Source organism: Vescimonas fastidiosa, assembly GCF_018326305.1.
Taxonomy (GTDB): Bacteria; Bacillota; Clostridia; order Oscillospirales; family Oscillospiraceae; genus Vescimonas; species Vescimonas fastidiosa.
Genome location: NZ_AP023416.1, coordinates 75,167 through 96,528, shown reverse-complemented (window position 1 = coordinate 96,528; position 21,362 = coordinate 75,167). Strand labels below are relative to the sequence as shown.

Genomic DNA, 21,362 nt, shown 5'->3' with positions numbered 1-21,362 from the left:
GCTTCATCCGCCACTGGCGGCGCTTCGCCGATTTCCCCTCCCGCGGGCGACCGCGAGGGTCGCCCCTACGGAACGGCTTGTAGGGGCGGACGACCCTGTCCGCCCGATGTGGGTGTGCAATATTTTTGTAGGGCAGGGCCCGTGTGCCCTGCCGTGGGTACGGGGAAAGAATCCCCCAGTCACGGCTTCGCCGTGTCAGCCCCCTTTAGGCAAGGGGGCCTATAAGGACGGGAGTTACGGATTGCCACAGCCAGTGTGCGCACTGGTCTCGCAATGACACCTTTTACAAGAGGTGCGGTACAGCATCGGCGGGCGGACAGAGGCGTCCGCCCCTACGAATGACAAGGAAATTTGTGCAAGCCCGGGAGCGGGCCGATGTAGGCATCGGCCCCTACGGAGGAGCCGGAAGTTTTGCGAACAGCGTGCGGGGCATTTGTTTTCAGTTTGTACACAAATTCTGCTTTGTGCCTGCTATAATGAACGCATGTGTTTTTATTCTTTTCCATAGCGGAGGGTCTTATGAAACATATTTTTATTATCAATCCTACGGCGGGGAAGTCCGACAGCCGCCAGCGCATTTATGACATGGCGGATTCCCTGCGCACCCGGCACGACCTGGATGTGCAGTGCATTCTCACCAAGCGTCAGGGCCACGCAACGGAGCTGGCCAAAAAGCTCTGCCAGACCGGCGAGGAGCTGCGCTTTTACGCCTGCGGCGGCGACGGCACCGTAAACGAGGTGGCCAACGGCATCATCGGCTACGATAACGCCGCTATGAGCGTCATCCCCATTGGCACCGGCAACGACTTCCTCAAGAACTTCGGCAGCGATATGGAGAAATTCCGGGACGCGGAAAATCTGTGGGACGGGCCGCAGTTTCCCATAGATGCCATCCAGGCCAATGACCGGATCGCCCTGACCATTGCCTGCTCCGGCATTGACGCAAGGGTGGCCAAGGATGTCCACAAGTTCAGCGAAAGCCCCATTCTGGACGGCAAGAGCAGCTACATCGTGTCTCTGGCGGTGAACTTCCTCTTTAAGGGTATCGGCACCCACTGGACCGTGACACTGGACGGTGTTTCCGTGGAGAAGGACTACGCCGTGGTGGCCGTGTGCAACGGACGCTATTACGGCGGCGGCTTCATGCCCGTGGCGGAGGCCCGGATGGACGACGGCGTACTGAACACCCTGGTGGTGGACAAGGTGAGCCGCAGCACTTTCCTGAAATTTGTGGGCCCCTACTCCAAGGGCGAGTACCACCGCTTCCCTCATCTGGCGCACTGCTCCACCGCCAAGGACATCGTCATCGACTCGGAGAAAAAGGACATTGTCACCTGCCTGGACGGCGAGTGCATCACCACCGATCATGTCCACATCCGCCTGGCAGATCAGAAGCTGAACTTCTTCGGCCCCGACGGCTGCTCCTGCAACGCCACTGCCCGGGAGACCGCGCCCACTGGGGAGTAAATGTGAATTTTTTGTAATTTTCCAAAATACCCCTTGAAAATCGATAGAGATGTGGTATTATAATCAGCGTTAGCACTCCTGCGTTTTGAGTGCTAACGCTGAATTTGTTTAATAAAAAGGATATAAGGAGGAAAACAACCATGAAACTGACACCGCTTTCTGACCGCGTGGTTTTGAAAATGACCGAGGCGGAGGAGACCACCAAGGGCGGCATCATCCTCACCGGCTCTGCCAAGGAGAAGCCCTCTGTGGCGGAGGTTATCGCCGTGGGCCCCGGCGGTATGGTGGACGGCAACCCCGTGACCATGACCGTGAAGCCCGGTGACAAGGTCATTACCGATAAATATGCCGGCACCAAGATCACCCTGGAGGATGTGGAGTACATCATTGTGAAGCAGGGCGACATTCTGGCGATTGTTGAATAAAAAACTTCTGCGCTGTCATTGCGAGACCAGTCCGCAGACTGGTCGTGGCAATCCGTTCTCCCCGGCCTTATGCAAAGGGTGTTACGGATTCCCACGGTCGCTTCGCTCCCTCGCAGTGACATTCTTTTGTAAAATCATTATCTGCAATATAGGAGGCAATCAATATGTCTAAGATTATTAAGCGCGGCGACGAGGCCCGGAAGGCTCTGGAGTCCGGCGTCAATCAGCTGGCCGATACCGTAAAGGTCACCCTGGGCCCCAAGGGCCGCAATGTGGTGCTGGATAAGAAGTTCGGCTCTCCCCTGATCACCAACGACGGCGTGTCCATCGCCAAGGAGATCGAGCTGGACGATCCCTTTGAGAACATGGGCGCACAGCTGGTGCGGGAGGTTTCCACCAAGACCAACGATGTGGCCGGCGACGGCACCACCACCGCCACCCTGCTGGCCCAGGCCATGGTCCGGGAGGGCCTGAAGAACCTGGCCGCCGGTGCCAATCCCATCGTTATGAAGAAGGGCATGGCCAAGGCTGTGGAGGCCGCGGTAAGCTCCATCCACGCCCAGAGCCAGAAGGTCAATGGCTCCGATGACATTGCCCGTGTGGGTACCGTGTCCTCCGGCGACGCCTTTATCGGCAAGCTCATTGCCGAGGCTATGGAGAAGGTCAGCGCCGATGGCGTTATTACCATCGAGGAGTCCAAGACCGCCGAGACCTACAGCGAGGTGGTGGAGGGCATGATGTTTGACCGTGGCTACATCACCCCCTACATGGTCACCGACACCGAGAAGATGGAGGCTGTTATCGACGACGCTTACATCCTCATTACCGATAAGAAGATCTCCGTTATCTCCGAGATCCTGCCCCTGCTGGAGCAGCTGGTCCAGGCGGGCAAGAAGCTGTTCATCATCGCCGAGGATGTGGAGGGCGAGGCCCTGAGCACCCTGATCGTGAACCGTCTGCGCGGCACCCTGAATGTGGTGTGCGTGAAGGCCCCCGGCTTCGGCGACCGCCGCAAGGAAATGCTGCAGGATATTGCCATCCTCACCGGCGGCCAGGTTATCAGCGAGGAGCTGGGCCTGACCCTGAAGGATGCCACCGTTGACATGCTGGGCCGTGCCCGGCAGGTGAAGGTGACCAAGGAGAACACCATCATCGTGGACGGCGCCGGCGACAAGCAGGCCATTGCCGACCGCGTGGCGCAGATCCGCAGCCAGATCGGCATGACCACCAGCGAGTATGACAAGGAGAAGCTGCAGGAGCGCCTGGCCAAGATGGCCGGCGGCGTGGCCGTTATCAAGGTGGGCGCTGCTACCGAGACGGAGATGAAGGAGAAGAAGCTCCGCATCGAGGACGCGCTGAACGCCACCAAGGCCGCCGTGGAAGAGGGTATCGTGGCCGGCGGCGGCACCATCTATGTGAACACCATCCCCGCTGTCACCGCTCTGCTGGATAAGGTGGAGGGCGACGAAAAGACCGGCGTGCAGATCGTGGCCAAGGCTCTGGAGGAGCCCATCCGCCAGATCGCAGCCAACGCGGGTCTGGACGGCTCTGTGATCCTGGAGAAGGTCCGCTCCTCCGGCAAGAACGGCTACGGCTTCGACGCCTACAAGGAGGAGTACTGCGACATGATCGCCAGCGGCATCGTGGATCCCGCCAAGGTGACCCGCTCCGCTCTGGAGAATGCCGCCAGCGTCTCCGGCATGGTGCTGACCACCGAGTCCCTGGTGGCCGATAAGCCCCAGCCTGCCGCACCCGCAGCTCCCGCACCTGACATGGGCGGCATGGGCGGTATGTATTGATCCCCCGAAAAGTCAATTACCAAAGTATAAAGCAAGGCGGCGCACGCAGGTGTGCCGCCTTGCTTCGGTCTGTCGGGAAAATTTTCTTACTCCTTGGCCAGGGCCTTTTCCAGCCAGTTTTTCCCGTCTGCGAAACGGGAAACGATGAACGAGATCACATAGTCCCCGGAGGCGTTTATCATGGTGGCCGGTGGGTCAACCAGGTTGCCGATGGCCACCAGGATGGGGAAGGCCAGCTCCATCTGCGTGGGGAAAAACAGGGAGCATATAATGTACTCGCCTATGTAGCCGCCGCCGGGTACGCCGCTCATGCCCACCGACGACAGCACCGCTACCGTTACCACAGCCGGCAGACTGCTCCAGCGCAGCTCCTGACCGAACACCCCCCATACGAAGGCCACCTTCAGCACGCAGCTAAAGCAGGAGCCGTCCATGTGCATGGTGGCGCCCAGGGGGATGACCATTTCCGCCACATCCCGGCTGATGCCGCTGCGCTCCGCCGCCTCCAGGTTGGAGGGGATGGTGGCCACCGAGGAGCAGGTGCCCAGGGACACCAGGGCGGGCCGGCCGATGTTGCGCAGCATCACCCCCGGCCCCCGGCGTCCGCCGCCGAACCGGGAAAACAGCGGGAACGCCGTGAACACATACACCAGGCACAGGGGATAATACACCGCCAGCGCCCGGCCATAGGCCCCGGCGATCTGAGGGCCGTAGGTGGCTACAAGGTTTGCGAAGATGGCGAAAAAGGCCACCGGCGCATAGTAGGTGATGATTTTTACGAATTTCAGCATGACCTCCGTCATGCCGCTTAGCCACTTGGCCACCGCTGTCTCCGCCCCGCCTGCCATGTTGGCGGCAAAGCCGAAAAGCACCGAGAACACGATCAGCGGCAGCATGGCCTTGCGGCTCAGCAGGCCCGCGAAATCCTCCACGGTGAAGAAATTCACCAGCATCTCCGAGGTGGAGGCGTGGGCCCCTATTTCTCCCGCCGGGATCTCCTGCCAGGGCGTCAGCACCGGCGGCACCAGCTTCATCAGCACGAACATAAGCACCGCCGCGATGGTCCCCGTGACCACGAACACCGCCACCGTGACGCCCATGATCTTCCCCGCCCGGCGCAGGCTCCCCATGTTGGCCACGGCTCCGGCGATGGACACGAACACCAGCGGCACCACCACGCAGAACATCATGTTGATGAACACCGTCCCCAGGGGCTTCACGGCTTCAGCCGCCTTGGGCAGCAGCTGGCCGAACAGGCAGCCGGTGAGCATGGCCAGCAGCATCACGGCCAAAAATCCATAGTTTTTCAGCACAGTTTTCTTTTCCATAGGCCCTCTCCTTTCCGCTCTCCACTCTATGCGGCATCGGCGGGGCCGGTGTATGTCCCGGGTTAAAAAATGCACGGGTTTTTGAAAAAAAGAATTGACATTCCGGGACGGGTATGGTATCATAACTCTTGCCTGTCAGGGGTGGATACATGGCGGCGTAGCTCAGTTGGCTAGAGCATGCGGTTCATACCCGCAGTGTCACCGGTTCAAATCCAGTCGCCGCTACCATTTTCCCCTGAGATGCAGAGCATCTCAGGGGACCCCCTTTCAAAAAAACGGCCCGTTGGTCAAGTGGTTAAGACACGGCCCTTTCACGGCTGTAACATGGGTTCGAGTCCCGTACGGGTCACCACAAGGCAATCCGTAACGGGTTGCCGAATAAGGAGGCTTAGCTCAGCTGGTTAGAGCGCCTGCTTCACACGCAGGAGGTCACTGGTTCGAGTCCAGCAGTCTCCACCAAAAATGAAAAATCCGAACTTCTTCCCCAGGAGGAGCGAGTTCGGATTTTTCATTTTTATCAAAAATAATTCCTGCTGCTATTTATGCCCGGAGGATGGAAGAATCCTCCGGGCGTATTTTTTTACATGGGATTGCGGCCATTTCTTCCGCTGCCGTGGTTGTGCCGAATCATCGGGAGGAGGAGCCGGAGGGCATCGAGAGCCCCAAGCTGCAGGCTTAGAAATATTTCACCTGCCCCGCCAGCAGCAGGCCCGGCAGCAGCCACAAGAGCTGGAACAGCACCAGCCGCAGAGGGGTCAGGGATGCATAGCCGCCGATACCCGTGAGGTAGTAGCACAGCAGCAGGCCCGCCACCGCCGCCAGGCACACCAGAGCCCCGGTCCGGCGCACCGCCAGCAGCAGTTTTCGGCAGCCCAGCACGGTTTCTGCATAGGGCATGAGCCCGTCCCGGTAAATAAGCGCGTGGGCCGGGGCCACCGCCCGGGTCTTTTCCAGCAGGGTGAGCCGGGTCTGCACATCCGGATAAATGGGCTTTGCATCCACCTTGAAGCTTCGGCGCAGGAAATCCGGGGTGAGGTTGCACCCCCGCACCGCCAGCACCGGGATCACCCGGTTGCGCCGCAGCGCCCGGAGCGCCCAGTCCACATTGCGAGAGGGCTGATAGCGCAGGGCAAAAATGGCTGTGAGCTGGCCGTCCACCGCCAAAAACAGCCCCGAGGGGACCTTCAGATCCTTGGGCAGGCGTACCTTTTGCTTGCGCATGAAATAGGCGCTGCCCAGAAGCACCGTCTCCCCGTGGATGGAGCCGCCGGCACCGCCCTCCTCATACCAGCGGAAATCGTCCAGCTTTTCTGCGTGTCCACCGTTATCCGAGAGCATCTGCTCCAAAAGCGGCAGGGCCTGGCTGTCCGCCGCCCGGGCTACGGCCACCGCATAGGACAGCACCCGGCCCAGCTCCTCCCCGTAAATCTTCAGCCCGTGGAGAGACAGGGTGCCGGAGGGGAACAGGTCCTCATCGGTAATGATAATGCGGCGAAAGCCGCTGACATTCTTTGCCCCGCAATACCCCGCCACGGCGCAGCCGCTGTGGCTGAGACGCCGGGCCAGCAGCCGCGTGGGCAGCGCTCCCGCCACAGGGAGAGACAGGGGCATGGCCGCCGTCAGCAGGGCCGTGAGCACCCAGAAGGGCTGCCCGGGCTTTACATCCGACAGGCATACCACCCCGGCCAAAACGCAGGCCGTGGCCAGCAGCAGAGGCAGAAGCAGGTTTTGCCCTTTTTCTATGGGATCCGGGGTCATGGTGTGGGTGTAAAAGCCGTCTATCCGTCCGCTTTGCTTCACGGCGCCTGCCTCGGTTTTTGAAACACCCCAGGGCGGGGTGCCTCCGAGATTGGCCAGGTGAAAGCTCTCCCGGCGGCCTTCACACCGCAGGAAAGCGCCCCACTGGCAGCAGAAGATCACCAGCGCCGCCGCCCCGGCCAGGGGCAGATGCTCGCCCCCTCTGACCAGGCACCATACGCAGTCGGCGATGCAGGATAGGAAAAGCACCAGCGCGCCGGCGGCGCAGCTGAAGCGGCGCTCCCGGAAAAGCGCGGCCATTTCCCGCCACAGGGGCAGGGCAAAGGCTGCCTCCAGCAGCAGCAGGCCGCCCACCGTACCGAAGCGGAGGGCGGGGGTATCCGTCCAAAAGGCGGGCAGGGTCACAAGGGCCTCCGCCGCCGTGATGCCCACCAGCAAAGCCGCGGGCAGCAGGCAGCGCAATGCTGCCCCCCGGTGGCGGCGGCACAGGCGCTTTTGCTCGAACTCCGCCTCATCCATGTCCGGCTCCGGAGGGAGGGCCTCCTCATCCTCCTTCGGGATGGGACGGGATTTAGCCGCCATCAGCTTCCGGAAAAAGGACCTGCAGGCCGCCAGGCGTGCCCGGCGCAGGGCAGCTCTTTTGGCCTTGCGGGCCGCTGCCTCCTCCTGGGCCATCTCCATCTGCCGCTGGGCGGACTCCTCCTCCATGACGGCGGATACGGTGCGGTCCATCACATCCTCCAGGGACACTAGCCGCTCCTTCGGCTCCTCCGGGTCGGAGGCGGCTTCGGCAGTCTCGTCCCCGGCGGGGGCGGGTTCCTCCGCCGTTTCCGGCTCCGGGGCAAGCTCCGCAGGCGGGGGCGCCGGGGCAGGCTCCGACTCCTCCGCCACAGGGGGGGACGCTTCCGGCTCCGGGCTCTCCGGCCGGCTCGGCGCCTTGGGCTTGGTGGCGCCTGTGCCGAACTCCGCCAAAATGTCCTCCAGGTCATAGTCCTGAGACAGGGGAATGTCTTTCAGCAGCTCTCCGGTGTCGGACAGGACCCGATTCAGTTCTTCCTCGGTGTATTTGCTCATTTGTCCTCGCTTACATCCGGCGGCGCACCGCCTCATATAACAAAATTGCTGCGGCAGCGGAGGCGTTGAGAGAGGAAATATGCCCCTTCATGGGAATGCTCACCAGAAAGTCGCATTTCTCTCGGACCAGACGGCCCATGCCGCTGCCCTCGGAGCCGATGACAATGGCCGCCGGGCCCTTGAGATCGGCATCGTAGAGGGAGGTCGTCCCCTCGGCGGCGGTGCCGTAGACCCACACGCCCTTCTTTTTCAGCTCCTCCAATGTAGCCGGGAGGTTAGAAACCCTTGCCACGGGTATATAGCTCACTGCGCCTGCGGAGGTTTTGCCCACAATGGCCGTGAGACCGGCGGAGCGGCGCATGGGAATGATGACCCCGTGGGCCCCGGCACACTCGGCGGTGCGGAGGATGGCCCCCAGATTGTGGGGGTCGGAGATCTCGTCGCAGACCACCAGCAGCGGCGCCTCACCCTTTTCAGCGGCGGCGTCCAGCAGGGACTGCACGGACACATATTCCCGCATGGCCGCCAGGGCTATGACTCCCTGATGGGCGTGGGTGCGGCTCATGCCGTCCAGCTTGCGCCGGTCGGCCTCCACCACCACGATGCCCTTTTCCCGGGCCCGGGAGGCGATGTGGCCCAGGGTCTTGTCCGTCTCCCCCTTGGCCAGGTAAATTTTGTCGATGGTCTCCCCGGAGCGCAGGGCCTCGATGACGGCGTTGCGGCCCTCGATGATGCCGTCCGCCTCCGCCTGGGGCAGGGACCTCTGTTTGTCGTTGTCTCTCATAGATGATCCTCGCTATATAAGAATAAGAAATGAAAAGCCTCGCAGAGTTCGCGTCCGCAGACGCGAAAAATTAAAATCATTTTTCACCGCGACATGTGCGTGGGGGAAAATACCTCTCAGGCTGCCAGTGTGGAATTTTTGCGCCCGGCGCAAAAATTATGCGCGCAGCAGACTGCAATCCTTTTGTCGGAAAAATCCAAAGGATTTTTCGACAGTTTTTAGTATAGCACACGCGGGGCATAATAGAAAGGTCAATTCATAGAAATTTTACACGGCGGGGGTTTTCCGCCCTTGTTTGCTTGTGCTTTGTATGATATACTTCCATTGATCGCAATGTCTTTCTAAGCGGAAGGAGGCCGACTATGGACTCAAAAAACAACAAGAACAACAAAAACAGCAAAAATAACCGAAACCTTCGGGGTGTGCTGGTGCTGCTGGCCTGGGCCGTAGTGCTGACCATCGGTTTTAACTATTTTGCCGCCTATACCGGCAACGCGGCCAACAAGGCCACCAGCTTCGAGGTGGATTTCAGCGCCCTGACCGATCTGGTCCGAGAGGACAAAATCGCCCGGGTGGAGTTTAAAAACGGACAGATCCTCGCCACCCCCATCGATGGCTATGTCTATACCGATGAGAGCGGCAAGGAGCCCAAAACCTACACAAACTCCGAGAAAACCAAGGTCACTCTTTACACCACGCAAATCAACAGCAACAATTTCTACGACCTGCTGGATGAGCATCATGTGGCCTACACCGCTCCGGTGGTGGAGCAGATGAGCCCCATTTTGCAGTTTATGATCTCCTATATCCTGCCCACGATTTTGATGCTGGGGGCATTTTTGCTGGTGATGCGCCTGCTGAGCAAGAGCAGCGGCGGTATCGGCGGCATCGGCAGCGTGGGTAAGTCCAACGCCAAGGTGTATATGGAGAAATCCACCGGCATCACCTTTAAGGATGTAGCCGGGCAGGACGAGGCCAAGGAATCCCTGGAGGAGATCATCGACTTCCTCCACAATCCCGGCAAGTACACCGCCATCGGCGCCAAGCTCCCCAAGGGCGCGCTGCTGGTGGGCTCCCCCGGTACGGGTAAAACCCTGCTGGCCAAGGCTGTGGCAGGGGAGGCCAATGTGCCGTTTTTCTCCATCTCCGGCTCCGACTTTGTGGAGATGTTCGTGGGCGTGGGCGCCAGCCGCGTGCGTGACCTCTTCAAGGAGGCGGCCAAGGTGGCCCCCTGCATCATCTTCATCGACGAGATCGACACCATCGGCAAGTCCCGTGATGCCAGCCGCTTCGGCGGCAACGATGAGCGGGAGCAGACCCTGAACCAGCTGCTGGCGGAGCTGGACGGCTTTGACCCCAGCAAGGGCGTTATCGTCCTGGGCGCCACCAACCGCCCGGAGGTGCTGGACAAGGCTCTGCTGCGTCCCGGCCGCTTCGACCGGCGCATCACCGTGGACCGGCCCAACCTGGCGGGCCGCCTGGCTACCCTGCAGGTCCACACCCGCAACATCCATCTGGCCGAGGATGTGAATCTGGAAAAGATTGCCCAGGCCACCGCCGGCTGCGTGGGCGCAGACCTGGCAAACCTGGTGAACGAGGCCGCCCTCCGGGCGGTGCGCAAGGGCCGCAAGGCCGTGAATCAGAACGACCTGCTGGTGGCCTTCGAGGTGGTCATTGCCGGCTCGGAGAAGAAGGGCACCGTCATCACCGACCAGGAAAAGCGCATCATCGCCTATCACGAGGTGGGCCACGCCCTGGTGGCCGCCAAGCAGAAAAATGCCCAGCCCGTGAGCAAAATCACCATCGTCCCCCATACCCAGGGGGCTCTGGGCTACACCCTGCACCTGCCGGAGGAGGAGAAGTTCCTCATGTCCAAGGAGGACATTCTGACGGAAATCCGCACGCTGCTGGCAGGCCGCTCCAGTGAGGAGATCGTCTGCAACACCATGACCTCCGGCGCAGCCAACGACATTGAGCGGGCCACGGAGCTGGCGAGAAACCTGGTGGCCCGGTTCGGTATGTGCGACGAGTTTGACATGATGGCCCTGGGGTCTGTGCAGAGCCAGTACCTGGACGGCAGCTACTCCATGACCTGCGCCCAGGAGACCTACGCGGCGGCGGACCGGGAGACCATCAAGATCATTCGCCAGTGCCACCGGGAGGCCAAGGAAATTTTGCAGAACAACCGGGAGCTGCTGGACAAGATCGCCGCTTACCTGCTGCAAAAGGAGACCATTACCGGCCAGGAGATGATGGCCATTATCGAGGGCCGGGACCCGGAGACCGTGGACAACTACGGCGCCACCCGGGAGGATGCGCCCAAGGCCTTCCGCCCCTCCACCCCCAACAGCATCGAGGCTCCGGCCAAGCACATAAATATTGTGTCTGAGCCCATCCCCATGCCGGATTTTGACGCGCCCCGGGAGGAAAGTCCTGCCGAGGGGGAGGATAAGCCTGCCGAGGGGGAGGATAAGCCTGCCGAGGGGGAGGATAAGCCTGCCGAGGGGGAGGATAAGCCTGCCGAGGGGGAGGATAAGCCCTCTGCGGATGCGGATAAGCCCGACCAGACCCAGGGGTAACCCCCCTGCGCCGGGCTGAAACAGTGCAGATTGCCAAGAGAATAAAGCATCCCCGGCCTGCAGGGTGCTGACCTGCGGGCCGGGGCATTTTATGGGCGGAAATTATGGGCGAAAAGCCTTCCTTTCAGCACTTTTTCGTTGTTAGCTTATCTGTCCTTGACGGCAGGCATACCGTCTCCTGCCATCTCCCCCTCGGGGGGTGTGGATACTGGGCCCCCTTCCGCTGCGGACACGCTGTGGGCGGCACCTTGGGCTTCCAGGACGGGGAGCCAGCGCTTGCCGGCCATCCGTATCAGATAGAGAATACCCCGGACGCACAGCTCCAGGCACATAGCCGCCCATACGCCGGGCAGCCCCCAGCGGGGCGCAGCCAGCCACGCCAGGGGTATGCGGATGCCCCACATAGTTCCCAAATTGAAAAGCGTGGGTATCAGCGTGCTGCCGGCGCCCTGAAATACGCCGCCGGCCACGATGGATGCGCCGAACAGAGGCTCGGCAAAGGCCTCGATGCGCAGAACACGGGTGCCCAGGGCGATGATGTCCGGGTTCGGTGTCAATATTGCCATCATCTGCGGAGCTAAGAGATACAGTAGCCCGCTGGTGATGACCATGATGACTACACCCAGCAGCACCGTGACCCAGCCCAGCCGGCGGGCCATCTGCCGCCGCCCTGCGCCCACGCACTGCCCCACCAGCATAGCCGCGGCCCCCTGAATTCCGAAGGCGGGCATATAGCACAGACTCTCCGCCGTGACCGCAAAGGAGTTGGCGGCGATGGCCACCATGCCCAGGGGCGCCACGATAGCGGTACACACGATCTGCGCTGTGGTCAGTATGACCTTCTCCGAGGCCACAGGCGCGGCAATGCAGAGCATGGTGCATAGCTGTGTCCGATTAAAACGCAGAGGCTCGCCTTTTTGCAAACGGAGCACCGGATTGCGGCGCAGAACAAAATGCAGCAGATACAGAGCGATCACCAGCTCAGCAAGGCCTGTACCCAGCGCGGCGCCTGCCGTGCCCAGCCCGGCGCCGGGGAGGGCCAGGGAGCCGAGCCGGATGGTACCGGTAGGGAAAATAAACAGGGTGTTGAACACGACATCCAGCACGCACATGACCACCATGCAGATACCGGGCGTGCGCATATTGCCTGTGGCCTGCAGCTGGCCGGCCGCCACATTATTGAGCTGGAGGGCGGGCAGAAACAGGCTATACACCAGGAAGTAGGCGGAGGCATCCTGCCAAATGTCCCGGTCTGCCCGAAGTATTCCGGGCAGCGGCCCGGACAGTGCCGCCGCCAGCATTGCCATGACCACGCTGAACCCCAGGCACAGCACCAGCGCCTGCTTGAGGATATTGCGGGCCTCGGCCAAGCGGCCGCCGCCTACCCGCTGGGCCGTCAGCACATTGAAGCCCATAGCCGCCGCATAAGACAGCTCTCCGAAGAGCCAGGTGGTGGAGGCCACCAGCCCCACCGCCGCCGCCTGGGCCGCACCCAGACGGCCCACCATAGCTGCATCGATATACTGCATGATGATGGTGGCGAGCTTTGCCATAATGGCCGGCCAACTGAGCTGCAGCGTCAGGGACAGCTGCTGACGGGTAGTCAGCGGCGCGCCGGCGCGCAGCTGAGCCAGGGGATCCGTTTTCAAGGTCGCACCTCCAGAAGTGTGTTACCTTGATTCTATCATAGAAAAACACTTCTATCAACTCCGTCCGGAGGCTTTTTCAAAGGTATAGGCAGCGGGGTGAAAAGAATTTTTTCGGCACGCTGCCTATGTTTAACAAAATCTATACAGCCAAAATAGAAAAACCGTGCTATACTACTGTACGCGAAATTGGGAGTAAGGTCCATTTTAGGAGGTGAGCTGTGTGACAGAGACAGGTTTCCGGCGGAAACGCCGCTTAACATCCTTTCAGATCATGATTTTAGGCTTTGCGGGGGTTATCCTGCTGGGCGCCCTGGTGCTGATGCTGCCGCTCTCGGCGGCTAAGCGGGCTTGGACGCCGTTTTCCCAGGCGCTTTTTACCTCCACCTCCGCCGTCTGCGTGACGGGACTGGTGGTGCAGGACACCGGCACCTACTGGTCCTCGTTCGGCCAGGGGGTTATTCTGCTACTGATCCAGGTGGGCGGACTGGGCGTCATTACGGCGGCTGTAACATTTCTGATGCTCTCGGGGAAAAATATCTCGCTGCAGGAGCGCAGCGCCATGCAGGATGCCATCTCTGCTCCGGCGGTGGGCGGCATCGTGCGCCTGACGAGATTTATTCTCAGGGGGACATTCCTGGTAGAGCTGGTGGGCGCCCTGGCGCTGCTGCCGGCCTTTTGCCGGGACTACGGCCTGCGGGGGGTATGGATGGCGGTCTTTCACTCTATTTCCGCCTTCTGCAACGCGGGATTCGATATTCTCGGCCGTGCCGGGACGCTGTACCCCTCCCTGACGGCGTATGCCGCCGATCCACTGGTGAATATCGTCATTATGCTGCTGATCGTCGTGGGCGGCATCGGCTTTCTGACATGGGATGATGTTTGCACCCACGGCCTGCACCTGCGGCGCTACCGTATGCAGAGCAAGGTCATTTTGAGCGTATCGGCAGTTTTGATTGTGCTTCCGGCGCTGCTGTTTTTCCTGACGGACTTTTCGAACCTTCCCACAGGGCAGCGCATTTTGGCGTCGCTCTTTCAGGCGGTCACGCCCCGAACGGCCGGCTACAATACAGTGGATCTGACGGAAATGAGCAATATCTCCCGGGCGGTTACGATCCTGCTGATGCTCACCGGCGGCGCCCCCGGCTCCACCGCAGGCGGTATGAAGGTGACAACGCTGGCTGTGCTGGCCGCCAACGCGGTGGCCGCCTTTTTCAGGCGGGAGGACCCGCAGCTTTTTAGGCGCCGGCTGGAGCCCTCCGCTGTGCGGAACGCTGCCGCCATTCTGCTGCTGTATTTGGCGCTGACCGTTGCCGGCGCGGCGATCATCGGCGCTGTGGAGGGGCTGCCGCTGGGGGCCTGCCTCTATGAAACGGCCTCCGCTGCGGGAACGGTGGGCCTGACACTGGGCCTGACACCACAGTTGGGTACGCTGTCCCAGGGAATACTCATTCTGCTGATGTTCTTCGGGCGTGTAGGGGGACTGACCCTGATCTACGCCGCATTTTCCGGGCATGATCTCACTTATGCCCGGTATCCCCAGGAAAAAATCACCGTAGGCTGAAAGGAGTACACGATGAAAAGCGTATTATTGATTGGACTTGGCCGCTTCGGGCGGCATTTGGCTATGGAGCTGAGCAGGCTGGGACACCAGGTAATGGCGGTGGACAGGGACGAGGAGCGGGTCAACGAGTGTATGCCCTTTGTCACCAACGCGCAGATCGGCGACAGCACCCGGGTGGATTTTCTGCGCTCGCTGGGTGTTGGCAACTATGATGTTTGCTATGTTACCATCAGCGGGAGCTTTCAGAACTCTCTGGAAACAACATCGCTGCTCAAGGAGCTGGGCGCAAAATATGTGGTGTCCCGGGCCGAGCGGGATGTGCAGGCGAAATTCCTGCTGCGTAACGGCGCGGACGCAGTGGCCTACCCGGAAAAGCAGCTGGCAAAATGGGCGGCCATTCGCTATACCGCCAACCACATCTTCGACTACATAGAGCTGGATGAAAACCACGCCATCATCGAGGTCGCCGTGCCGGAAAGCTGGCAGGGCCACAGCATTGGCCAGCTGGATATCCGCAGGAAATACGGCGTCAATATCCTCGGCGTGAAGCGAAACGGTAAAACCGAGGTAAATGTCTCGCCGGAAACCGTGCTGGACGGGAGCGTGACCTTGCTGGTGCTGGGAGAAAACCAGCGGCTGAAAAAACACTTCCGTCTGTAAGCGCCCTACGGACGGTAAAGAAATTCTGCGATAGCGGCAGGAACGGATGTACCCGCCCTTCGGTGCCATGCGCCGAAGGGCGGGCTTATTCTGCCCTTGATCCGGAGGCTGCGGCCTTCCCGGCCCGCTGCGCCGACCCCGCGGCAAAAACGCTCCGTGTTCACAATAGTTTAACATTGACACCTCTTGACATCTGCGGAAACAGGTGGTAAACTGCGTTTAGCACTCGGGAGAATAGAGTGCTAAAAACGGAGAAAGCTATGGAAATGACAGATCGAAAAAAGCAAATACTGAAGATCGTCACCGAGGGCTACATCCAGTCTGCCGAGCCTATCGGCTCCAAGACCGTTGTGGAGCGGATGCCCGGCAAGATCAGCTCCGCCACCGTGCGCAACGAGCTGGCGGACCTGGAGGAAATGGGCTATTTGGAGCAGCCCCACACCTCCGCCGGGCGTATCCCGTCGGCCAAGGGCTACCGGCTGTATGTCAACGAGCTCATGGAGCACAAGACCGTCACAAGCGAGGAGGCCGAGAAGATCACCTCCGCTCTGGGCGGCCGGATGCAGCAGATCGATCAGGTGGTGGCTCGGGCGGGGCAGATGGCTTCCACCCTGGTGGGCTACCCGGCCTATGCCGTGGCCGATCATAAGCAGGCCGTTACGGTCCGGCGCTTCGAACTTATTGCCGTCAGCAGCGATAGCTTTATTGCCGTGGTGATGCTGTCCGACAGCCGGGTCAAAAGCCAGCTCATGCACCTGCAATTATTGGTGGAGGAGGAGCATCTGCGCCAAATCAGCCACCTGCTCAACACCCACTTTATCGGCATCTCCGCCCCGGAGATGAACGGACACCTGATGAATCTCAGCGACCAGGTGGAGGGCCAGTGGTTTCTGCTGCTCAACCAAGTGGTGGACTACGCCGGAGAGCTGCTCACCCAGGCCCAGACCCAGCAGGTGTTTACCGGCGGCGCCAGCCAGATTTTGAAGTTCCCGGAGTATCGGGACGCCGACAAGGCCCACGAGCTTATGAGTTTTATTTCCGACAGCAAGGAGGACCTGCCTGTTCCCGTGGGCGGGGCTCCTATGCAGATTCTCATCGGCCCGGAGAATGTAAACGACGCCCTGAAGGACAGCAGTGTGGTCATTGCCAGCTATGATATAGGCGAGAATATGCGGGGCCTTGTGGGGGTGGTAGGCCCCACCCGCATGGACTATGCCACTGTGGCGGCCCGGCTCAGCTACTTTGCCGAGAGCCTCAGCCGTATGTTTGAAAAGCCCCGGGAGCTACCCCCGGGAGAGGAGAATAAAAAATGAGTGAAAAAAAGAAAAAGGATATGGAGCAGCCGGAGCAGACCGCCCCGGAGACCGCGCAGGAGACCCCGACAGAGGAAACGCCGGAGGTGCCGGAGGTGGAGGAGACCTTCACCGTCAGCCGGGAGCAGATGGAGCAGTTCGAGAGCCTGGCAAAGCTCCTCAGCGACGGCAACGATAAATATCTTCGCCTGGCCGCCGAGTACGACAACTACCGTAAGCGCACCGCCAAGGAGAAGGAGAGCATCTATTCCGATGCCAAGCTGGACACCGTGAAGCCCTTCCTGGATGTGGCGGATAACCTGGACCGGGCCGTAAGCCAGTTCGAGGAGGGCGATCCTCATCGCCAGGGCGTGGAGATGATCTGCAAGCAGTTCGCCGCCGTACTGGAGAAGCTGGGCGTTACCGAGATCGAGGCCCTGGGCCAGCCCTTTGACCCGGAAAAGCACAACGCCGTCATGCACATCGACGATGAAAACCTCGCCGAGAACACGGTGGCGGAGGTATTCCGCAAGGGCTATCAGATGGGTGACAGAGTGGTCCGCTTCGCCATGGTAAAGGTGGCCAATTAAAATAGGTATGTTCCGGGCGCAGTCCCGTTATAAAAGTAATCAAAAATCGTTTATAGATTTAGGAGGCAATTATTATGTCTAAAGTTATCGGTATTGATTTGGGTACAACCAATTCCTGCGTAGCCGTTATGGAAGGCGGCGAAGCAGTTGTCATCGCCAACGCCGAGGGCAACCGCACCACCCCCTCTGTGGTGGCATTTTCCAAGACCGGCGAGCGTATGGTGGGTCAGGTGGCAAAGCGCCAGGCCATCACCAACCCCGACCGCACCATCTCCTCCATCAAGCGTGAGATGGGCTCCGACCACAAGGTAAACATCGACGGCAAGGCCTACACCCCCCAGGAGATCAGCGCCATGATCCTGCAGAAGCTGAAGGGTGACGCCGAGGCCTATCTGGGCCAGCCCGTCACCGAGGCGGTTATCACCGTCCCCGCCTACTTCACCGATGCCCAGCGTCAGGCCACCAAGGATGCCGGCAAGATCGCTGGCCTGGAGGTCAAGCGTATCATCAACGAGCCCACCGCCGCGGCCCTGGCCTACGGTGTGGATAAGGAGCAGGCCCAGAAGATCATGGTCTACGACCTGGGCGGCGGCACCTTCGATGTGTCCATTCTGGAAATTGACGACGGCGTTATCGAGGTCCTGGCCACCGCCGGTAATAACCGCTTGGGCGGCGATGACTTCGACCAGTGCATCATGAAGTACCTGGTGAGTGAATTCAAGCGCACCGACGGCATCGACCTTTCCGGCGATAAGGTGGCTATGCAGCGTCTGAAGGAGGCCGCCGAGAAGGCCAAGATCGAGCTGTCCGGCGTCACCAGCAGCAATATTAACCTGCCCTATATCACCGCCGACGCCACCGGCCCCAAGCACCTGGATGTCACCCTGACCCGGGCTAAGTTCAATGAGCTTACCGGCCATCTGGTGGACGCCACCATGGGCCCTGTGCGTCAGGCTATGAGCGATGCGGGCCTGAAGCCCTCTGATCTGGCTAAGGTCCTGATGGTGGGCGGCTCCAGCCGTATCCCCGCCGTGGTGGAGGCCGTGAAGAACTTCACCGGTAGCGAGCCCTTCAAGGGCATCAACCCCGACGAGTGCGTGGCCATGGGCGCCGCTCTCCAGGCCGGCGTTCTCACCGGCGATGTCAAGGGTCTGCTGCTGCTGGATGTCACCCCCCTGTCCCTGGGTATTGAGACCATGGGCGGCGTTTGCACCCGTCTGATCGAGCGCAACACCACCATCCCCGTGAAGAAGAGCCAGATCTTCTCCACTGCTGCCGATAACCAGACCTCCGTGGAGGTCAATGTTCTCCAGGGTGAGCGTGAGATGGCCGCCGCCAACAAGAGCCTGGGCCGCTTCCACCTGGACGGCATCGCCCCGGCCCGCCGCGGCGTGCCGCAGATCGAGGTCACCTTCGATATCGATGCCAACGGCATCGTCAATGTCTCCGCCAAGGACCTGGGCACCGGCAAGGAGCAGCACATCACCATCACCTCTTCCTCCAACATGAGCAAGGAGGATATTGAGAAGGCCGTCAAGGAGGCTGAGCAGTATGCCGCCGAGGATGCCAAGATCAAGGAGAAGGTGGAGATCCGCAACCAGGCCGATCAGATGGTCTACCAGGCCGAAAAGACCCTGAGTGAGGTGGGCGACAAGGTGCCCGAGAGCGAGAAGGCCCCCATCCAGGCCGGCATCGACAAGCTGAAGGAGAAGCTCAAGGGTGAGGATAGCGACGCCATCAAGGCCGCTACCGAGGAGCTGACCCAGCAGTTCTATAAGATGAGCGAGAAGCTGTATCAGCAGCAGGCACCTCAGGGTGACGGCGCTGCCCAGCAGCCCGGCGCCGATGCCGGTGCCCAGGGCGGCCAGTACTACGACGCCGACTACAAGGTGGTTGACGAGGACGATCAGAACAAGTAACCAAAAAACCGCAAATTAGGGGCAGGATCACCTGTCCCTGTTTGTGGCGTTAGGAGCAATATTGTATGGCTGAAAAAAGAGATTATTACGAGGTGCTGGGCATCCAAAAAGGCGCTTCGGAAGACGAAATTAAAAAAGCATATAAGAAGCTGGCCCGGAAGTACCACCCGGACATGAACCCCGGCGATAAGGAGGCCGAGGAGAAGTTCAAGGAGGTCAATGAGGCCAACGAGGTCCTGTCCGACCCGGAGAAAAAGGCCCGCTACGATCAGTTCGGCTTTGCCGGGGTAGACCCCAACTACGGCGCGGGAGCCGGGGGCGGTGCCTATGGCGGCGGCTTTGACTTCGGCGACCTGGGCGATATATTCGGCAGCTTTTTCGGCGGCGGCTTCGGCGGCCAGCGCCGCAACCCCAATGCCCCCCAGCGGGGTGAGAGCATCCGGGCCAGTGTCTCCATCAGCTTCACGGAGGCGGCCTTCGGCTGCGAAAAGTCCGTCACCATCGAGCGCAGCGAGCAGTGCCCCACCTGTAAGGGCAGCGGCTGCGCCCCGGGCACTACGCCGGAGATTTGCCCCGACTGCCACGGCTCCGGCACCGTTCAGACCCGCCGCCAGACCCCTATGGGCGTGTTCGCCTCCAACGGTCCCTGCCGCAAGTGCGGCGGCACAGGCCGTCTCATTCACCAGCCCTGTTCCGACTGCCGCGGCAGCGGCGCCGTGCGTAAGCGCAGGACCATCAAGGTCAATATCCCCGCCGGCATCGACCACGGCCAGACCATTTCTCTGCGGGGGCAGGGGGGCGCCGGTAAAAATGGCGGTCCCGCAGGCGACCTGCTCATCACCGTTATGGTCCAGCCCCACGAGATTTTCCGCCGTGACGGCGTGGATGTGTTCTGCGAGGCCCCCATCACCTTCACCCAGGCGGTGCTGGGCGCAGAGCTGGAGATCCCCACCATCGACGGCAAGGTGAAGTATTCCATCCCCGAGGGCACCCAGACCGGCACCGTGTTCCGTCTCAAGGGTAAGGGTGTTCCCGTGCTCAATGGCCGTGGCCGGGGTGACCAGTATGTTACCGTGGTCATTGAGACGCCCCGCAGCCTGAATAAGGAGCAGAAGGAAGCCCTGCGCAGGTTCAGCGAGACCCTGGGTGAAAACAATTACGAAAAGCGCAAGAGCTTTTTCAAGAAGAAGTGAGGCCTCTATGTACGCAGCGGATTACCATGTACACAGCACCTGCTCTCCCGACGGCAAGATGACCATGTCCCAGGCGGCGGAGGCCGCCCTCCGGGCCGGACTGGATGAAATTTGCATCACCGACCATGTGGACACCATCTATTGGGGGTCTAATGAGCCCCGGGACAGCTTTGACTGGGACGCTTCCATGACCCAATATTTGGAAGCGGTGGATAAATTTGGCGATAAACTGTCCATTAAGCTGGGCGCGGAGCTGGGGGAGGCCAATCTGGCCTTCGACAGAGCGAAAATTTTGCTGAATTCTGCAAAAAAGCTGGACTTTTCCATCGGTTCGGTGCATACTTGTAGTGAAAAGTTCCATTGTTTGGACCTTTACTTCCTGGAGGCGGGAAAGAGTCCCGACTATTATGCCGCCGTCATCGAGGATTACTTAGACAGCGTTCTGGCCATTGCCAGGTGGGGCCGCTTCAGCGTCCTGGGTCACCTGACCCTGCCGCTGCGGTATCTCAAGGAGCATCTGAACATGGACCTGACCTTCGACCCCTGGCGCGACCGGGTACAGGAGATTTTCTCCACCGTCATTCCCAAGGGTGTGGGCATCGAGTGTAATACCAACCGCGGAAACCGGCCCCTGCCGGACGCAGACCTGCTGCGTCTGTACCGGGAGATGGGGGGCGAAATTATCACCCTGGGCTCCGACGCCCACGAGACCAAGGATGTGGGCTGCGTCATAAGGGAGCGCCAGCAGCTCCTCCGGGACTGCGGATTCCGGTATTTCACCACCTTTACCGGCGGAAAGCCCGAATTCAAAAAACTATAAGAACACAGGAGACATCACCATGAAAATTGCCATCGGCTGCGACCACGGCGGCTATCTGCTCAAGCAGGACATCCTCATTTGGCTGGAGGAGCACGACATCGACTTTGAGGATGTGGGCTGCTATAATACCGACAGCGTAGACTATCCCATTTACGGTGAAAAGGTGGCCCGTCTGGTCTCTTCCGGCGAATGCGACAAGGGCATCGTCATCTGCACCACCGGCATCGGCATTTCCATCGCCGCCAATAAGGTGAAAGGTATTCGCTGCGCCCTCTGCTCCGACAGCCTCAGCGCCGAGATGACCCGCCGCCATAACGATGCCAATATCATCGCCATGGGTGCGGGTATCGTGGGCCCCAACCTGGCCCGGCGTATGGTGGAGGTCTTCCTGAATACCGAGTTTGAGGGAGGCCGCCACGCCCGGCGCGTGGCCCTGCTGGACAGCATCCAGCCCTGATAACGCA

The 21,362-nt window shown here is 60.5% G+C and carries 16 protein-coding genes and 3 tRNA genes; 15 read left to right on the top strand and 4 right to left on the bottom strand.

Features of this window, described 5'->3' with window-relative positions; all coding sequences use genetic code 11:
* Positions 1-519: 519 nt before the first annotated feature.
* From KI236_RS07600 to groL, 3 genes are all read left to right on the top strand, one after another.
* Positions 520-1,467 carry a diacylglycerol/lipid kinase family protein gene (locus tag KI236_RS07600; protein WP_212820800.1) on the top strand — a complete coding sequence of 316 codons (948 nt, stop codon included), beginning with the start codon at positions 520-522 and terminating at the stop codon, positions 1,465-1,467.
* A 140-nt stretch (positions 1,468-1,607) separates the two neighbouring features.
* Positions 1,608-1,892, top strand: coding sequence for a co-chaperone GroES (locus KI236_RS07595; protein WP_212820798.1), 285 nt, complete (start codon positions 1,608-1,610; stop codon positions 1,890-1,892).
* A 164-nt stretch (positions 1,893-2,056) separates the two neighbouring features.
* Positions 2,057-3,691 (top strand): chaperonin GroEL, encoded by a 1,635-nt coding sequence (gene groL / locus KI236_RS07590; protein ID WP_212820796.1) that lies wholly within the window; start codon positions 2,057-2,059, stop codon positions 3,689-3,691.
* Positions 3,692-3,777: 86 nt separating this feature from the next.
* Here groL and KI236_RS07585 read toward each other — a convergent pair whose 3' ends face one another.
* A complete protein-coding gene (locus KI236_RS07585; protein ID WP_212820794.1) occupies positions 3,778-5,019 on the bottom strand; it encodes a dicarboxylate/amino acid:cation symporter in 1,242 nt (413 codons plus the stop codon).
* A gap of 151 nt (positions 5,020-5,170) precedes the next feature.
* On the opposite strand from KI236_RS07585, the gene KI236_RS07580 reads away from it, so the two are divergent.
* The 3 genes from KI236_RS07580 (at position 5,171) to KI236_RS07570 (ending at position 5,478) form a co-directional block, all read left to right on the top strand.
* Positions 5,171-5,247 (top strand) — tRNA-Met (locus tag KI236_RS07580).
* A gap of 49 nt (positions 5,248-5,296) precedes the next feature.
* Positions 5,297-5,371, top strand: a tRNA-Glu gene (locus KI236_RS07575).
* Between the two features lie 30 nt (positions 5,372-5,401).
* Positions 5,402-5,478 (top strand) — tRNA-Val (locus KI236_RS07570).
* Positions 5,479-5,694: 216 nt separating this feature from the next.
* Here the strand turns inward: KI236_RS07570 and KI236_RS07565 are convergent.
* Both KI236_RS07565 and rlmB read right to left on the bottom strand, forming a co-directional pair.
* Positions 5,695-7,851, bottom strand: coding sequence for a hypothetical protein (locus KI236_RS07565; protein WP_212820792.1), 2,157 nt, complete (start codon positions 7,849-7,851; stop codon positions 5,695-5,697).
* Positions 7,852-7,861: 10 nt separating this feature from the next.
* Complete coding sequence (gene rlmB, locus KI236_RS07560; RefSeq protein ID WP_212820790.1) at positions 7,862-8,635, bottom strand: 23S rRNA (guanosine(2251)-2'-O)-methyltransferase RlmB; 774 nt, start codon at positions 8,633-8,635, stop codon at positions 7,862-7,864.
* A gap of 362 nt (positions 8,636-8,997) precedes the next feature.
* On the opposite strand from rlmB, the gene ftsH reads away from it, so the two are divergent.
* Positions 8,998-11,214, top strand: coding sequence for an ATP-dependent zinc metalloprotease FtsH (gene ftsH / locus KI236_RS07555; RefSeq protein WP_212820788.1), 2,217 nt, complete (start codon positions 8,998-9,000; stop codon positions 11,212-11,214).
* A gap of 146 nt (positions 11,215-11,360) precedes the next feature.
* Here ftsH and KI236_RS07550 read toward each other — a convergent pair whose 3' ends face one another.
* Positions 11,361-12,863, bottom strand: a complete 1,503-nt coding sequence (locus tag KI236_RS07550; protein ID WP_212820786.1) for an MATE family efflux transporter — start codon at positions 12,861-12,863, stop codon at positions 11,361-11,363.
* A 271-nt stretch (positions 12,864-13,134) separates the two neighbouring features.
* Between KI236_RS07550 and KI236_RS07545 the strand changes: the two genes are divergently transcribed.
* The 8 genes from KI236_RS07545 (at position 13,135) to rpiB (ending at position 21,355) form a co-directional block, all read left to right on the top strand.
* A complete protein-coding gene (locus KI236_RS07545; RefSeq protein ID WP_212821971.1) occupies positions 13,135-14,424 on the top strand; it encodes a TrkH family potassium uptake protein in 1,290 nt (429 codons plus the stop codon).
* 12 nt (positions 14,425-14,436) lie between these two features.
* Positions 14,437-15,084, top strand: coding sequence for a potassium channel family protein (locus KI236_RS07540; protein ID WP_212820784.1), 648 nt, complete (start codon positions 14,437-14,439; stop codon positions 15,082-15,084).
* 260 nt (positions 15,085-15,344) lie between these two features.
* Entirely contained in the window at positions 15,345-16,397 is a 1,053-nt protein-coding gene (gene hrcA, locus KI236_RS07535; RefSeq protein ID WP_212820782.1) for a heat-inducible transcriptional repressor HrcA, read from the top strand.
* Complete coding sequence (gene grpE / locus KI236_RS07530; RefSeq protein ID WP_212820780.1) at positions 16,394-16,966, top strand: nucleotide exchange factor GrpE; 573 nt, start codon at positions 16,394-16,396, stop codon at positions 16,964-16,966. The genes hrcA and grpE overlap by 4 nt, the downstream gene beginning before the upstream one ends.
* A 74-nt stretch (positions 16,967-17,040) precedes the next feature.
* The gene (gene dnaK / locus KI236_RS07525) at positions 17,041-18,885 is read left to right on the top strand and encodes a molecular chaperone DnaK (protein ID WP_212820778.1); all 1,845 of its coding nucleotides are present in this window, start codon (positions 17,041-17,043) and stop codon (positions 18,883-18,885) included.
* Positions 18,886-18,950: 65 nt separating this feature from the next.
* A complete protein-coding gene (dnaJ, locus tag KI236_RS07520; protein WP_212820776.1) occupies positions 18,951-20,078 on the top strand; it encodes a molecular chaperone DnaJ in 1,128 nt (375 codons plus the stop codon).
* 7 nt (positions 20,079-20,085) lie between these two features.
* Positions 20,086-20,898, top strand: coding sequence for a histidinol-phosphatase HisJ family protein (locus tag KI236_RS07515; protein ID WP_212820774.1), 813 nt, complete (start codon positions 20,086-20,088; stop codon positions 20,896-20,898).
* Positions 20,899-20,917: 19 nt separating this feature from the next.
* The gene (gene rpiB, locus KI236_RS07510) at positions 20,918-21,355 is read left to right on the top strand and encodes a ribose 5-phosphate isomerase B (protein ID WP_212820772.1); all 438 of its coding nucleotides are present in this window, start codon (positions 20,918-20,920) and stop codon (positions 21,353-21,355) included.
* Positions 21,356-21,362 lie beyond the last annotated feature (7 nt).